This window comes from Clostridioides sp. ES-W-0016-02 (genome assembly GCF_020641035.1).
Classification (GTDB): domain Bacteria; phylum Bacillota; class Clostridia; order Peptostreptococcales; family Peptostreptococcaceae; genus Clostridioides.
In genome coordinates, this window is sequence record NZ_CP061361.1 from 248,833 (window position 1) to 265,968 (window position 17,136).

14 protein-coding genes are annotated in these 17,136 nt (G+C 27.9%); 13 read left to right on the forward strand and 1 reads right to left on the reverse strand.

The window, feature by feature from the left end; all coding sequences use genetic code 11:
• Positions 1-168: 168 nt before the first annotated feature.
• The 3 genes from cooS to IC758_RS01510 are packed head-to-tail and all read left to right on the forward strand — an operon-like array spanning position 169 to position 3,737.
• Positions 169-2,070 carry an anaerobic carbon-monoxide dehydrogenase catalytic subunit gene (cooS, locus tag IC758_RS01500; protein ID WP_227860696.1) on the forward strand — a complete coding sequence of 634 codons (1,902 nt, stop codon included), beginning with the start codon at positions 169-171 and terminating at the stop codon, positions 2,068-2,070.
• A complete protein-coding gene (locus IC758_RS01505; protein WP_227434599.1) occupies positions 2,063-2,536 on the forward strand; it encodes a 4Fe-4S dicluster domain-containing protein in 474 nt (157 codons plus the stop codon). The genes cooS and IC758_RS01505 overlap by 8 nt, the downstream gene beginning before the upstream one ends.
• Complete coding sequence (locus IC758_RS01510) at positions 2,511-3,737, forward strand: NAD(P)/FAD-dependent oxidoreductase (protein WP_227434600.1); 1,227 nt, start codon at positions 2,511-2,513, stop codon at positions 3,735-3,737. The genes IC758_RS01505 and IC758_RS01510 overlap by 26 nt, the downstream gene beginning before the upstream one ends.
• A 142-nt stretch (positions 3,738-3,879) precedes the next feature.
• On the opposite strand, the gene IC758_RS01515 is transcribed toward IC758_RS01510, so the two are convergent.
• On the reverse strand, positions 3,880-5,067 hold the full coding sequence (locus IC758_RS01515) for an SAM-dependent methyltransferase (protein WP_227860697.1): 1,188 nt from the start codon (positions 5,065-5,067) through the stop codon (positions 3,880-3,882).
• Positions 5,068-5,337: 270 nt separating this feature from the next.
• Here IC758_RS01515 and IC758_RS01520 point away from each other — a divergent pair, with 270 nt between their 5' ends.
• The 10 genes from IC758_RS01520 to IC758_RS01565 all read left to right on the forward strand — a co-directional run bounded on the left by IC758_RS01520 (position 5,338) and on the right by IC758_RS01565 (position 17,054).
• Positions 5,338-6,162: an ATP-binding protein gene (locus IC758_RS01520; RefSeq protein WP_227860698.1), complete on the forward strand. Its 825-nt coding sequence runs from the start codon at positions 5,338-5,340 to the stop codon at positions 6,160-6,162.
• Positions 6,163-6,289: 127 nt separating this feature from the next.
• Positions 6,290-7,555, forward strand: a complete 1,266-nt coding sequence (gluD, locus tag IC758_RS01525; protein ID WP_227434603.1) for a Glu/Leu/Phe/Val family dehydrogenase — start codon at positions 6,290-6,292, stop codon at positions 7,553-7,555.
• Between the two features lie 573 nt (positions 7,556-8,128).
• Positions 8,129-9,259 carry a M56 family metallopeptidase gene (locus IC758_RS01530; protein ID WP_227831438.1) on the forward strand — a complete coding sequence of 377 codons (1,131 nt, stop codon included), beginning with the start codon at positions 8,129-8,131 and terminating at the stop codon, positions 9,257-9,259.
• Positions 9,260-9,788: 529 nt separating this feature from the next.
• On the forward strand, positions 9,789-10,922 hold the full coding sequence (locus IC758_RS01535; RefSeq protein WP_227824861.1) for a M56 family metallopeptidase: 1,134 nt from the start codon (positions 9,789-9,791) through the stop codon (positions 10,920-10,922).
• Between the two features lie 439 nt (positions 10,923-11,361).
• On the forward strand, positions 11,362-12,390 hold the full coding sequence (locus IC758_RS01540; protein ID WP_227860699.1) for an NlpC/P60 family protein: 1,029 nt from the start codon (positions 11,362-11,364) through the stop codon (positions 12,388-12,390).
• 291 nt (positions 12,391-12,681) lie between these two features.
• Positions 12,682-13,602: an aspartate carbamoyltransferase gene (gene pyrB / locus IC758_RS01545; protein ID WP_227824859.1), complete on the forward strand. Its 921-nt coding sequence runs from the start codon at positions 12,682-12,684 to the stop codon at positions 13,600-13,602.
• Between the two features lie 40 nt (positions 13,603-13,642).
• Positions 13,643-14,335 (forward strand): dihydroorotate dehydrogenase electron transfer subunit, encoded by a 693-nt coding sequence (locus IC758_RS01550; RefSeq protein WP_227434608.1) that lies wholly within the window; start codon positions 13,643-13,645, stop codon positions 14,333-14,335.
• On the forward strand, positions 14,328-15,230 hold the full coding sequence (locus IC758_RS01555) for a dihydroorotate dehydrogenase (RefSeq protein ID WP_227434609.1): 903 nt from the start codon (positions 14,328-14,330) through the stop codon (positions 15,228-15,230). The genes IC758_RS01550 and IC758_RS01555 overlap by 8 nt, the downstream gene beginning before the upstream one ends.
• Before the next feature lie 93 nt (positions 15,231-15,323).
• Positions 15,324-15,908, forward strand: coding sequence for an orotate phosphoribosyltransferase (gene pyrE, locus IC758_RS01560; protein ID WP_227434610.1), 585 nt, complete (start codon positions 15,324-15,326; stop codon positions 15,906-15,908).
• A gap of 219 nt (positions 15,909-16,127) precedes the next feature.
• Positions 16,128-17,054, forward strand: a complete 927-nt coding sequence (locus IC758_RS01565; RefSeq protein ID WP_227831437.1) for a ketopantoate reductase family protein — start codon at positions 16,128-16,130, stop codon at positions 17,052-17,054.
• Positions 17,055-17,136: the final 82 nt, after the last annotated feature.

The following is a 17,136-nucleotide window of genomic DNA, read 5'->3' on the forward strand; positions in this document are numbered from 1 at the left end:
GTGTAAAAAAAAATAAATATATATATTTATTTTAATAATTTATATTTTGTTTTAAAGTTGGGAAAACGTGGTATTAAATAAGTAGATTTTAATAGTTAAATTATAGTCAATTGCTATAATACTATCAAATCTACTTTTTTAATATAAAAATATAAGGGGGAATTTGTAATGGCTTGTAACACTTGTAAAATGTGCGAAAGTGCGGACAAGAAATTAGAAAGTTTTGTAGCTTCAAAGGATGTTGAAACAGCATTTCATAGAACAGAAGATCAAAAGGTTAAATGTGGTTTTGGACTTCAAGGAGTCTGTTGTAGACTCTGTTCAAATGGACCATGTAGAGTAACTCCAAAATCACCAAGAGGTGTATGTGGAGCAGATGCAGATACTATAGTAGCAAGAAACTTTTTAAGAGCAGTAGCATCAGGAGCAGCTTGTTATTTACATGTGGTAGAAAATACAGCTAAGAATTTAAAAAATGTTGGAATAACTAAAGGTGTTATTAAGGGAGAAAAAACATTAAATCAATTAGCAGAGATGTTTGGAATAGAAAGTGATGAAAAATACGATAAATGTATAAAAGTAGCTGATAAAGTTATAAATGATTTATATAAATCAAGAGATGACAAGATGGAATTAGTAGAAAAAATAGCTTATGCACCTAGAGTAAAAAAATGGAAAGAGTTAGGCATAATGCCTGGTGGTGCAAAATCAGAAGTATTTGATGCAATAGTAAAATCATCAACAAACTTAAACAGTGACCCAGTAGACATGTTAGTTAACTGTTTAAATTTAGGAATATCAACAGGGTTATATGGTCTTACTCTAACGAACCTTTTAAATGATGTTATGTTAGGAGAACCAGTTATAAGAATGGCTCCTGTAGGATTTAATGTAATAGATCCAGACTACATAAATATAATGATAACAGGTCATCAACATTCAACATTTGCAAATTTCCAAGATAGATTAAAAGATGAAGATGTTATAAAGTTAGCTCAATCTGTTGGGGCAAAAGGATTTAAGTTAGTAGGATGTACATGTGTTGGTCAAGACTTACAATTAAGAGGAGAACATTATCAAGAAGTATTTGCTGGTCATGCGGGTAATAACTTTACAAGTGAAGCTGTTTTATCAACTGGAGCAATAGATATAGTTCTTTCTGAATTTAACTGTACTATACCTGGACTTGAGCCAATAGCAGATAAGTATAAAGTAAAAATGGTTTGCTTAGATGATGTTGCTAAAAAAGCAAATGCAGAATATATAGAATTAGATAGAAGTAATTTAGATGAACTTAGTAATTCATTAATACAAAAAGCACTAGAATCTTATAAGGAGAGAAGAGGAAGTGTTGAAATAGATATACCAAAAGACCATGGATTTGAACAGTCTTTAACTGGTGTAAGTGAAAAGAATTTAAAAGCATTTTTAGGAGATTCATGGAAACCTCTTATTAATTTAATTGCAGAAGGAAAAATTAAAGGGGTTGCAGCTGTTGTAGGATGTTCAAATATGACAGCAGGAGGTCATGATATAAATACTGTTGAATTGACTAAGGAGTTAATTAAAAAAGATATTATAGTACTTTCAGCAGGATGTTCTACTGGAGGATTAGAAAATGTTGGTCTTATGTCACCTGGAGCAGAAGAATTAGCAGGGGAAAACTTAAAAGAAGTATGTAAGACTTTAGGAATACCACCAGTATTAAATTTCGGGCCATGTTTAGCTATAGGAAGACTTGAAATAGTAGCAACAGAGTTAGCGGCTGAGCTTGGAATAGATTTACCACAATTACCATTAGTGCTTTCAGCTCCACAATGGTTGGAAGAACAAGCATTAGCTGATGGAGCTTTTGGACTTGCTCTTGGTTTACCTCTTCATTTAGCATTACCTCCATTTATAACAGGAGGAAAGTTAGTAACAGAGGTATTAACAGAAAAATTAAAAGACTTAACAGGAGGACATGTTATAGTGAATCCAGATCCTAAATCTTCAGCTGATCAATTAGAACAAATAATAATAGACAGAAGAAAAAATTTAGGGTTAAAGGATGTGGAATGTAATGCATAGAATTTTTATAAATAAAGATTTATGTACAGGCTGTAAAAGTTGTGTATTAGCTTGTATGTTAAAGCATAATAAAGATTATAACATGTATACTCTTGATTTAGAAAATGTAGATAATGATAGTAGAGGGCATATAGAACTAGATAGCAAACATAATAATCCAGTTCCAATTCTTTGCAGACACTGTGATGAGCCAGAATGTGCTTTAGCATGTATGAGTGGTGCAATGCATAAAGATAGTCAGAGTGGAATCGTTTCATATGATGAAGAAAAATGTGGTTCATGTTATATGTGTGTAATGTCTTGTCCATATGGATTATTAAAACCAGATGATAGAAGCAAGCAAAACATACTTAAATGTGATTTATGTAAAGATGAAGAATATCCTAGATGTGTAGCTAATTGTCCAAGTGGTGCAATTGAATTACAGAAGGAGGAAAATGATGAATTATGTAGTGTTAGGGGCTAGTGCTGCTGGTATAAATGCAGCAAAAACATTGAGAGAATTAGATAAAGATTCTAATATAGTGGTAATTTCTAAAGATGAAAATATATACTCAAGATGTATGCTACATCATGTTATATCTGAACACAGAACTTTAAAGCAAATAAACTTTGTTGATGAAGACTTTATGGAGAAAAACAACATAAACTGGATTTCAGGTAAAACGGTTAAAGGAATAGATACAGATAAAAAACTAGTTCAAATGGAAGACATCGCTGTAAATTATGATAAGCTTTTAATAGCTACAGGTGCATCTTCTGCTATTCCTCCTATAAAGAATTTAAGAGAAGGAAATTTTGTATACTCTGTAAGAAACATAGATGATATTTATAAAATAAAAGAGAAGGCAGAAAAATCAAAGAAAGTTGTTATAATAGGGGCAGGATTAGTTGGAATAGATGCTTTAATTGGTCTATTTAAATATGAACAGCTGGATATTTCAGTGGCCTTTATGGAAAAATATATTCTAGATAGACAATTAGATGAATATACAGCATCAGTATACGAAAATAAATTTAAAGAAAAAGGCGTAAAATTTTATCCAAGTGCATCAATACAAGAAATTGTTTTAGATGATAGTAAAGATGTTAAAGGCGTTGCATTTTCAAATGGAGAAATTCTTGATGCAGACATGGTAATCGTAGCTACAGGAGTGAAACCTAATGCTGACTTTTTAGATGAAACAGGAATAGAATATGACAGAGGCATAATAATAGATGATAGATGCCAAACAACGCAAAAAGATATCTATGCAGCAGGGGATGTTGTAGGTAAAAATGCTATCTGGCCTATAGCTGTAAAACAAGGAATTATAGCTGCACACAATATGGTTGGAAAAGATAAAAAGGTAGAAGATGAATTTGCTTTTAAAAATAGTATGAATTTTATGGATATACCAACCATTTCTATAGGCATGAATACACCTGTAGATGATAGTTATAAAGTATTAACTAGACATGGAAATGATTGTTATAAAAAGTTTATTTTTAAAGATAATATAATCTATGGAGCAGTTATACAGGGAGATATTTCATATGTAGGTGTATTAACTTATTTGATAAAAAATAAGGTTGAAATATCTGATTTAGAAAATAGGATATTTGATGTGTGTTATGCAGACTTCTTTAACATAAAAGAAAATGGAGAGTTTTGTTATAGTGTATAATACATAGCTGAATAGAAGCTTATAAGAATATAATAAATAGAGCTATTTTAATATAGAGAATTTTTACTTTATAAAAATCTTTACTTAAAGATAGCTCTATTTTTATAATTAAGTTCAAAATTTGATTAATTTATAAAAATATCTATTTTGAACAAGAATACATGTAATCTCTAGTTAGAGGTAAATCATTTTTTATGCCTTTAGTGAAAAGTATTTGATGTATATCTATAATGCCAGTATTAAAAGCAGCAGCACAAGAACAAAGATATAAATCCCACATTCTTATAAATTTATCATCAAACATTTCTTTAATCTTAGGAAGATTATCATAGAAATTTTCATGCCAAGATAATAAAGTTTTTACATAATGTAATCTTAAACTTTCAACATCTATAGTATGATAGTTATAATCGCTACAAATATGTATCATTTCTCTTAAGCTAGGGATAACTCCACCTGGGAAAATATATTTTTTTATCCAAGGGTCTCCATAAGATTCTTTTAAGCCACTTATATAGTGAAGCAAAAATAATCCACTATCTTTTAGGACAGCATTTACATTTTTAATAAAAAGTTCATAGTTTTCTCTGCCAACATGTTCAAGCATACCAACGCTAACAACTCTATCAAATGTAAGGTTTGATTCTTTAAGTTCTCGATAATCCATAAGTTTTACTTCAAGGTAATCTTGAAGATTCTCTTCTTTAATTCTAGTATTAAACTCTTTAAATTGTTCTTCGCTAAGTGTAATTCCCACACCATGAATTTTATATTTTTTTGCAGCTTCTATTAATAGAAATCCCCATCCACAACCAATATCAAGAAGACTCATACCTTCTTCTAAATTTAGTTTAGTTAATATGTGATGAACTTTATTAACCTGAGCCTCGTAAAGATTATCATTATCATCTTTAAAATATGCACAAGAATAACTAAGTGTTTTGTCTAGCCATAAACTATAAAAATCATTTCCAATGTCATAATGAGCGTGTATTTCCTTCTTTTGATGTCTCATCGAATTAGATGAATGTAGCAAATGTTTTACAGCTGAGTTATCAATACTAAATTTGTCTATTTGTTTTAGAAGTAGATTTAAGGTTAAAAATAAATCTCCTTCAATTTCAATGTCTCTATTTATATAGGCCTCTCCAAGTGCTAAAGATGTACTTTTTAATAATTCAGATTTGCTAATATCATTATTTACAATAACTTTAAATTGAGGAGAGCTATCTCCAACTAGAAATTCTTCCCCGTCTTTAAGCCTAACTAGAAATGGTGTTTCATTAAATTTTTCTAAATAGTCTTTTAAAAATTTTTTTGTAATGTTCATATTACCAGCTCCTTTTAATGTAAATCCAGTAAGTTTTCCTTGCTTTAAAGTATATTATATTCCTTTTTTTTAAAAAGTAAAATTTTTTTTGTTGATTTTTCGTTGAATCAACTTTTTACTTTATAAAGGAATCTTATCTTTTAGTATTTTATTTATTTTATAAATTTTAGTATTGGATATAATATTCAATTAGTAGTGATATAATAACTTTAATTAATAATAAAGTTTTGAAGCAATTAGTCTGAAACTATTTAATAAAGGAGATATCAAATGGAAGTATATGCTTTAGTTGGGTCAAGTGGTACAGGAAAAAGTTATAAGGCACTAGAGTTTGCATATGAAAATGACATAGATTATATAATTGATGATGGTATTTTAATATATAGAAATAAAGTTTTAGTAGGTATATCAGCAAAACAAGCAAAGACTACTGTTGAGGCAGTTAAAAGAGCTATTTTTTATAATTTAGAACATCGGCAGAAGGTTAGAGAGGTAATAGAGAAGGAAAATATAAATAAGATTCTTGTTATAGGAACTTCAAAAAAAATGATTAATCAGATTGTAGATAGATTATCAATCGGAAAAGTTTATAAATTTATAAATATTCAAGATATAAGTACTAAATATGAAATAGCAATAGCAAAACAATCTAGAAAAGAAGGAAATCATGTAATTCCTGTTCCAGCAGTTGAAATAAAAAATATGACAAGTGGTCTTAGTATAAATCCATTAAAAAGGCTTTTTAGAAAAGGAAATAATATAAATATGGTCGTTTTAGAAAAGACAATTATAAGACCTACTTTTAGTTATATTGGCAAAGTTTATATTGATGCAGATGTAATTAAACAAATAATTGAATATGAAGTGTACAACTTTGGAAGCATTGATAGAATAAATAAAATCAATATAGAGAATTGCAATAATTTTATGAATATTTTTGTAAGTATAAATATCAATGATTTAGAAATTATAAAAAAAATTGAAAGTATGCAACAGATAATAAAAAAGTCTATTGAGAGAATGACTTTAGTTAATGTACAAAAAATAGATATTAACATTCATAAAATTAAAAAAATAAACTTCCTCCCATGTTAAAAAATAAACTGAAAAAATGATATACTAATTTGCAATAAAGTGTGCTATAATTAAACTGTAAATTTAGGAAATGGTTTTTCTAAATGGAGTATACATAATTATAACGTATTTATAAGGGGGCTTTCAAATGTCAGGAAAAGATGTAAATGTCTTCGAGATGGCGCAATCTCAAGTAAAAAATGCATGTGATAAATTAGGTATGGAACCAGCAGTTTATGAATTATTAAAAGAACCTATGAGAGTTATTGAGGTTTCAATTCCAGTAAAAATGGATGACGGTTCTATAAAAACTTTTAAAGGATTTAGATCACAACATAATGATGCAGTAGGGCCAACAAAAGGTGGAATAAGATTCCATCCAAATGTTTCAAGAGACGAAGTAAAAGCTTTATCTATATGGATGACTTTCAAATGTTCTGTAACAGGTATACCATATGGTGGAGGTAAAGGTGGAATAATAGTAGATCCATCAACTTTATCTCAAGGTGAATTAGAAAGATTAAGTAGAGGATACATAGATGGAATATATAAATTAATAGGTGAAAAAGTTGACGTTCCTGCACCAGACGTAAACACTAATGGACAAATAATGTCTTGGATGGTTGATGAATATAATAAATTAACTGGACAAAGTGCTATAGGTGTTTTAACTGGTAAACCAGTTGAATTTGGTGGTTCTTTAGGAAGAACAGCTGCTACTGGATTTGGTGTTGCTGTAACTGCAAGAGAAGCTGCTGCTAAATTAGGAATAGATATGAAAAAAGCTAAATTAGCTGTTCAAGGTATAGGAAACGTTGGTTCTTACACAGTTCTTAACTGTGAAAAACTTGGTGGTACTGTCGTAGCTATGGCTGAATGGTGTAAATCAGAAGGTTCTTATGCTATATACAATGAAAATGGGTTAGATGGTCAAGCTATGTTAGATCATATGAAAGAGCATGGTAACTTATTAAACTTCCCAGGAGCTAAGAGAATATCTTTAGAAGAGTTCTGGGCTTCAGATGTTGATATAGTAATCCCAGCTGCATTAGAAAACTCTATAACTAAAGAAGTTGCTGAATCTATAAAAGCTAAATTAGTTTGTGAAGCTGCTAATGGACCAACTACTCCAGAGGCTGATGAAGTATTTGCTGAAAGAGGAATAGTTCTTACTCCAGACATATTAACTAATGCTGGTGGAGTTACAGTTTCTTACTTCGAGTGGGTACAAAACTTATATGGATACTACTGGTCAGAAGAAGAAGTAGAGCAAAAAGAAGAAGTAGCTATGGTTAAAGCATTTGAATCTATTTGGAAAATCAAAGAAGAGTACAATGTTACAATGAGAGAAGCTGCTTATATGCATTCAATTAAGAGAGTTGCTGAAGCTATGAAATTAAGAGGATGGTACTAGAATTTACTCTTAATAAATAATAGGATATAATTATTTAATATATAAAAAGGGCTGTACTATGTACAGTCCTTAAAAGTTATATGACTCAAAGTGATTTGGGTCATTTTTTATTTTGTAGAACATATTAATGTAACTTATGAAAAAAATTAAATATAATTAGAAGCAATAAACTAAAGTTGATGCAATTAAAATTATTTACTTTCAAAACATTTATAATGTAATATTAATGGGTTTTAGATAGAGTCTATATTTATGACTTAAACTAATTCTTGTCAATTGACGTGCTAATTATGAATAAGCTATAATTAAATAAAAATAGTTTTATAAACTTAATTGAAAAAATATTAAATAAAAATAAATATATTTCTAAAATAAATATGATTTAAATAAAAGAGGTTTTGTAAAGGAAATCAAAAACTAGTTTAACTTTAGTTAAATCTCCATGTTTATATAGAATCAATACACATTGAAGTAAGATGGACATTTATTATTACATAAAATGTCATAGAAAGAAGTTAGAGAGATAATTAAATTCAAATACAAAATACTAATAAATAAGTTAGGTGAAGATATATGGTTAATTCAATTCTAAATGGGATTTTTAGAACTGTTATAGTAAGTAGTTTAAGTATTCTTCTGATATTGATTTTCAAGAAAAATGTATTTAAAAGATTTAGTAAAAAATTTAATTATTACATATGGATGATAGTTGTTATTAAGCTGTTGTTGCCTTTTACATACTATACCTTTACAATAAACATCTTGAGAAGCAAAGAAAATATCAATATTAATAATATTAATTTAGAGGGATTCAATAATATTTCAACTTTAAAGAATAGCATTTTATTGTATGCTTGGCTTATAACTGTAGTAATATATTTAATTTATAATATCTTTAAATACATAAAACTTAAAAACTTAATAAATGATTTATCCTATGATGTTGAGGATGAAGAAGTAATAAATCTTTATAAAGATATATTAAAAGAATTTAATATAACAAAAGATATAAAATTAAAATATTCTTATGAAGTTGAAACACCAGCATTTTTTGATTCATGTGTACTTTTACCACCACATGACTATAAGCTAAAAGAACTTGATTGGATTTTTAGGCATGAACTTATGCATTTCAGGAGTAAAGACCTTTGTCTAAAGTATGTAATGATATTTTTGAAAATAGTATATTGGTTTAATCCATTTGTATATATAATGGACAAACATATAGATTTAGATTGTGAACTTTATTGTGATGAAAGAGTTTTAAAGAATCGTAGTGAAGAAGAAAAACAAGATTATGCTCTAACAATTATAAATGCAATGAGAAGAGGTTCAAACATTTCAAATAAATTTGTGGCTGGATTACATAAACAATCTGATATTAGAAAAAGAGTAATGAATATGTTTAATGAAAAATATAAAAATGGTATTCTAATGGCATTAACTTTATGCTTATTATCTTCTATTACTTTTCTGAAAATTAGTTCAACCAGTATTGTTAATTTAAATGTATTACCTAAAAATATGGAAGAAACACAAATTATTGGTAGTACAGTAGTTTTAACTTTACCATTTACATATGCAGATGCTCCTGAAAAAGTTAGAGAAAGATATAAAAAAAATTGTGAAGCATTGGGCATGATTCCTAAAGATTCTGATATTATAGATACTCCCATACAATATAATGATGTATTAATGCAATAGTTAAATTGTCTAGAGTCATCAATTAAACCTTCTTATAGATACTCAATTATGATATGGGTATAGGAATTTATCCATATCAAATAATAAAATATAATTATCCAAGGTATAAAAAAATTGTATTGTGTACAAGCATTAAAAATTAGATGAATCAAAATTATTTAAGACATTTTTCAACTGTTATTTATAATATTATGATAAAATATTAAAAATAAAATTTATAGATAATTATTTTAATTAACTAATGAAAATTGTGAGCTAATTCTTGCTAAGTTATAATTAAACAAAGATTATTTATTATTATAACTTATGATAATTCAAAACAATAAGAAATAGATATATTAAAGAGTAAAGAATATCTAATAAAAACAAGAAATAATATATATTTAATATGCTATTAAATGTATATAAATATTAAAATAATTTTATTAAATAAACATTTAAATTGAAAATTTAAAAACATTTTATGAAAAATTTAACAAATAATTAAACTTAAATATAAAATATTAAAAAATAAGATGGGTGAGAATTAATGACTAACTTAATTCTAAATGGGATTTTTAGAACTACTATAGTAAGTAGCTTAAGTATTTTTCTGATATTGATTTTTAAGAAAAATGTATTCAAAAGATTTAGTAAAAAATTTAATTATTACATATGGATGATAATAGTTATTAAGTTGTTGTTACCTTTTACATACTATACATTTACAATAAACATCTTGAGAAACAAAGAAAATATCAATATTAATAATATAAATTTAGAAGGCTTTAATAATATTTCAAATTTAAAGAATAATATTTTATTATATACTTGGCTTATAACTGTAGTAATATATTTAATTTATACTATATTTAAATACATAAAACTTAAAAATTTAATAAATGATTTATCCTATGATGTTGAGGATAAAGAAATAATAAATCTTTATAAAGATATATTAAAAGAATTTGATATAACAAAAGATATAAAATTAAAATATTCTTATGAAGTTGAAACACCAGCATTTTTTGATTCATGTGTACTTTTACCACCACATGACTATAATTTAAAAGAACTCGACTGGATTTTTAGGCATGAGCTTATGCATTTTAAGAGTAAAGACCTTTGTCTAAAGTATGTAATGATATTTTTGAAAATAGTATATTGGTTTAATCCATTTGTATATATAATGGATAAACATATAGATTTAGACTGTGAACTTTATTGTGATGAGAGAGTTTTAAAGAACCGTAGTGAAGAAGAAAAACAAGACTATGCTTTAACAATTATAAATGCAATGAGAAGAGGTTCAAATACTTCAAATAAATTTGTGGCTGGATTACATAAACAATCTGATATTAGAAAAAGAGTAATGAATATGTTTAATGAAAAATATAAAAATGGTATTTTAATAGCATTAATTTTATGCTTATTATCTTCTATTACTTTTTTAAAGATTAGCTTAACTAGTATCATTGATTTGAATATATTGCCTAAAGATGTAAAAGTTACAGGAAACATTTTTTCTATGACAGTTTCAACCATACCATTTACATATGCAGATGCTCCTGAAAGTATGAGAAGAGAACATAAAGAAAACTGTGAAAGTATAGGATTAACTCCTAAAGATTCTGACAGAATGGAGATTGTTGTAGAATTTTATGATATACTAGTAGAACCATAATCAAATTTAAAAAAATTATAATCTAAAAGTCACTTTTATAAAGGTGACTTTTTACTTAGAATAAGTTAAAAAATTCACTATATTTCTAACTTTATAGAAGTTTTATTAAAAAATATACGATGCATAAAAACGCACAAAAAAACACATAAAACAATATTTATGCGTACTTTAGCTTCAAAAGGTACAAAATTCTTTACTTTTACAAACTCATATTATATAATGAAGTAAATAATGTATATTTAGGTGACATATTGGATAAACTAATTAATTATTATTTATTAATATAATGATACTATAAAAGTTATATAAAGAGGTTTACAAAAAAGTTACAGATAGAGCTTTTATTAATGTATTGTGTATTAGTATTTTATCCTTAGGTACTCTTCACCTACAAAATAGAATCATAAGATAATTATGGGAAAATTTTAGGAGGTTTATCGTGAAGAAAAAGATATTAATACCAGTATTTGCATCAGTTATGGCATTATCAGTAAGTTCAATTGTAAATGCAGATGAAATAAATGATTCATCTCAAAATAAAGATGATAAAACAAATACTGAATTAAATTTAGGCGAATATAAAGAAGTAAAATATAAAGTTGCAAGAATAAAAGATGGAGTAGCTATAAAGATAAGAGAAGAAGGTCAAGTTCAAAATATAGCTTATTCTGGAGACGAATTTACAGTTCTAGGAATTCAAGGAGAATGGGTTAAAGTTAAAGTTGAAGATGGCGAAGGTTGGTTAGCTACTAGATATGTAGATATATCTGAAGGGGTAGGATATACTAACGCTGATAAAGTAAACTTAAGAAAAGATAAAAGTGAAAATTCAGAAGTAATTGGAGAGCTAGAAAAAGGAAGCTCTTTATTGGTTTTAGAGGAAAATGGAGATTGGTTGAAAGTTAAAGATGGAGAAACAGAAGGATATGTAAAATCATCTTATGTAACTGATAAAGCTCCAGTAATAGAAGAACCGCAAGTAGACCAAAATGTTACTCAAAATGGAGATTCTACAAACACAAATAACACTCAACAAAACAATATAAATAATAATCAACAAAATAATAATTCAAATGTGCCAACAGCTAACTCTAATGCAGTTCAAGCTGTACTTAATTTGGCTTATTCTAAGCAAGGTTGCCCATATGTTTGGGGAGCAGAAGGGCCAAATACTTTTGACTGTTCAGGATTCACACAATATGTATACAGAAATGCAGTAGGAAAGAAGATACCAAGAACATCTAAGGCACAATCTAATTATGGACAAACTGTAAGTAAGGCAAATTTACAGCCAGGAGACTTAGTATTCTTTACAACTAATGGTTCTGGTTCTGTTAGTCATGTTGGTATATATGTAGGTGGAGGTAATATGATACATTCACCATCAACAGGAAAAACAGTCCGTGTAACTAGTATAAATTCAGCATACTATACAGCGAGATTTGTTACAGCAAAAAGAATCTTATAATCGATTTGTACTATAACAAATTGATAAATACATAAATACAAATGCTCTATATTATATTTAATTTAATCAGGAAATATAAAATGATTATATGTTAAATGCAATATAGAGTGTTTTTGTATTATCTTAAATTTTGATGTGGACTTATATTAATATTACTATTAAATAGTATTCTTTCCAGATAATGATTATTTGCGCAATACCTTGACAGGATAAGGTAAAGGTGATAAGCTACTAACAGTACAAAAATACTTTTAATTTTAGTTCAGAGAGGCTAAAAAAGGAGGACGAAAGATGTTAAAATCAAGAAATTTAATCCAACCAGAAGACTTTTCTATAGAAGAAATAGATGAAATATTAGAATTAGCTCAAAAAATAATTGACAATCTGTCAAAATATTCTCATATATGTGAAGGTAAACTATTAGCTACATTATTTTATGAACCATCAACAAGAACAAGATTAAGTTTTGAATCTGCTATGAACAGACTAGGAGGTCGTGTCGTAGGTTTTTCAGAGCCAAATTCATCATCTGCATCAAAGGGTGAAACTTTAGGTGATACGATGAGGATAGTATCTAGTTATGTTGATATAATAGCTATGAGACACCCTCAATCAGGTGCAGCTACAGAAGCATCAAAATTTACAGAAGTACCATTTATAAATGCAGGAGATGGCGGAAATCAGCATCCAACCCAAACACTTACAGATTTACTTACTATAAAATCATTAAAAGGAACTTTAGAAAATCACACAATAGGATTATGTGGTGATTTAAAATATGGAAGAACTGTACATTCTTTAGTTAAGGCTATGGCGAGATACAAAAATACTAAGTTTGTATTTATAGCACCTGAAGAACTAAAAATGCCAGACTATATAAAAGAAGCTATAAAGGGACATGCTTACTATGAAACTAATAATTTAGATGATGTTATAGGAAGTTTGGATGTTTTATATATGACTAGAATTCAACAAGAAAGATTTGAAGATAAATCAGAATACGAAAGACTAAAAAACTATTATATTTTAAATAAAGCTAAATTAGAAAAAGCATCTGAAAGTATGTTAGTAATGCATCCACTACCAAGAGTAAATGAAATAGATGTTGATGTAGATACAGATGATAGAGCTGTTTATTTTAAGCAAGCTAAATATGGAATGTTCGTTAGAATGGCATTAATAATAAAGCTTCTAGGTGTAAATGAAGGTTAGTAGTTACATTATATAATAGTGAAGTAAAGGAGATTTTGGGATGTATAAAATTCTAGAAAATATATACATAGGTGAAGATATGTATAGAATGAAAGTAAAAGGCGCTTTTGAAGGTAAGATGGGGCAATTTTATATGCTAAGAGCATGGGATACTTATCCAGTCCTTTCAAGACCTATAAGTATACATGATATAGATGAAGAAGGTATAACTTTTCTTTATAAAGTAGTAGGAGAAGGAACTCAAATTATTAGTAATTTAAAAGTAAACGATACTATAAAACTAGAGGGTCCTTATGGAAATGGATATAGTAAAGTTGATGGAAAAGTAGCTCTAGTAGGTGGTGGAATCGGTATAGCACCATTATATTTAGTTGCTAAAAACATAAAAGACTGCGATGCTTATCTTGGATTTAGAGAAGATGTTATATTAGAAAATGAATATAGAGAAGTTTGCAATGAGGTATATACAACAGTAGGAAATAAGTTTGTAACAGACATAATTGATGTAGAAAAATATGACTATATATTAACATGTGGGCCAACTCCAATGATGGAAAAATTGGTTAAAATGGTAGAAGGTACTAAAACAAGGATTATGGTGTCACTTGAAAATCATATGGCATGTGGAGTAGGAGCGTGTTTAGTATGTACATGTAAGACTACTAAAGGAAATAAAAAAACTTGCAAAGACGGTCCAGTATTTTGGGGAGAGGACGTGATTTTTAATGGCTAATTTAAACGTAAAATTTGGAAATATTGATTTTAAAAATCCAGTAATAATGGCGTCTGGGACTTTTGGATTTGGAAGAGAATATAATGAAATTTATGATATACAAAAACTTGGTGGTATAAGTAGTAAAGGTCTTACTTTAAATAAAAAACCTGGTAACAATGGTATGAGAGTTCATGAGACGCCATCAGGTATGATGAACAGTGTTGGACTTGAAAATCCTGGAGTTCAAGGATTTATAGACAGTGAACTTCCTTTCTTCAGTGAGTTAGATTTAGTTAGAATTGCTAATGTTGGAGGTGGAACATTAGAAGATTATCTACTTGGGGTTAAGCTGTTAAATGATAAACCTATAGATATTATTGAATTGAACATATCTTGTCCAAATGTCAAAGCAGGAGGAATGGCTTTTGGTATAAAAAATGAAGTGGCAAGAGAAGTTGTTCGTGAGGTAAGAAACGCAACTAAACTACCTCTAGTAATAAAATTATCACCTAATGCTGAAGATATTGTGGGTATGGCAAAAGTTTGTGAAGAAGAAGGTGCTGATGGAGTATCTTTAGTTAATACTTTTAAAGCAATGGCAATTGATATAAAAAATAGAAAGCCAGTATTTGAAAATGTATATGCTGGATTATCTGGACCAGCTATAAAGCCTATAGCTCTTAGAATGGTACATGAAGTTTGTAAAAATGTAAATATACCAGTAATGGGAATGGGTGGAATAACTAAAGCTACAGATGCGATAGAATTTATAATGGCAGGAGCTACTTGTATTCAAGTTGGAACTGCAAATTTCATGAATCCTAAAATTGGGCTTGAGATAATAGATGGAATCAATGAATTTATGGATAGAGAAGGAATAAAGAATTTAGAAGAAATAAGAGGAATTATATAGGTTACAGGTATGACAAATAAGTACAATTAAAGCAAAGAATATAAATTAAAATAAATATAATTTTATAATATTTAACATGGAGGAAAAAATAATATGAGTAAAGTAGATGTAGTAGATATATTAAAGAAAAGTGATGCATTATTAGAAGGACATTTTTTATTATCTTCAGGAAAGCACAGTAACAGATATGTGCAATGTGCAAAGCTATTAAGATTTCCAGAGTATGCAGCTGAGGTATTAAATACAGTTGTTGAACAAATAAAAGATTTAGATATAGACTTAGTAGTTGGTCCAGCTATGGGTGGAGTAGTAGTTTCTTATGAGCTAGGAAGACAATTAGGAAAAGAAGCTATATTCACTGAGAGAAAAGATAATACAATGGAGTTAAGAAGAGGATTTGAAGTTAAAAAAGGTGCAAAGATAATAATTGCTGAAGATGTTGTTACTACTGGTAAGTCAACTATGGAAACAAAAAGAGTATTAGAAGCGTTAGGTGGCGAAGTTATAGGTGTCGCTTGTATAGCTGATAGAACTAATCATGACATAGGTATGCCTATATATAGTGCAATAAAACTTGATATTCAAGTTTATGAAGCTGATGAATGTCCTTTATGTAAAGAAGGAAAATTACCAGTTGTTAAACCTGGAAGTAGAGAATTTAAAGAATTAGGAATGTAATAACCAATTAATTAAATTTAACATTATTTTAGTAAATACAAATTTTTTTACTAAATAAATATCAATTTAAATATATAAATAAGATATAATAAACAGCTAGCTTTCATTTAAAAAGCTAGCTGTTTTTTGTTAAAAATATATTTACAAAACAGTAGCTGGTAGCAGTACAATATAATTATAAGATAAAAAATTATTATATATATTGGGGAGGGTTTCGGTATGAGTAATCAATTAAAGAAAAATCAAAAAAAGGTTGTATTTTTTGGTGTTGGTGCTGTTGGAGCTACCTTTGCAGAACAATTTTTAAATTCTAAATATGATTTTAAAATTCTTTGTGACCAAAAAAGAAAAAAAAGATATTTAGAAGAGGGTTTTATAATAAATGGAAAAAGATATGACTTCGATTATATAACTAAAGATGAATATAAACAAGAAGCTGATTTTATAATTATAGGTTTAAAATATAATAACCTAAAAGAAAATATAGAAGAGTTAGATGGATTAGTTGGAAAAGATACAGTACTAATGTCTTTACTAAATGGAGTTAATAGTGAAGAGATAATAGGAGAAAGATTTGGAATTGAAAAAATGGTATATTCATATGTAACAAATATAGATGCAAAAAAAATAGAAAATAATATTATACATACTACAGATGGAATAATTGTATTTGGAAATAAAGATAATAGTGAAGATAGAAAAACAGATATAATAACTGAAGTTTTTGATAGTGTAAATATAGAATATGTATTATCAAAAAATATTCAACGAGACATGTGGTGGAAATACATGGTTAATATTGGGGTGAATCAAACTTCAGCTATACTTGGCGCTTCTTATGGAGTATTTCAAGATTCTGAATATCTAAGAGAGTTAGCAAAATCTGCAATGAGAGAAGTGGTTGATATAGCTCAAGTAAAAGGTATATGCCTTACGGAAGATGATGTAGAAAATTCATTACATAGAATACTAGAACATTCAAGAGAAGGTAGAACATCAATGCTTCAGGATGTAGAGGCTCATAGACTTACAGAAGTAGATATGTTCTCTAAGAATATTTGTGAGCTTGGAAGAAAGTATAACATACCAACTCCTATAAATCAGACTTTTTTTTATATGATAAAAGTAATTGAAAGTAGATTTTAGAAAATTTTTAGAAAAAATTGAGGCTGTAAGTAAATCTGTGCAAAACAAATTTATCTACAGCTTTTTTAGTAGACATAATTGA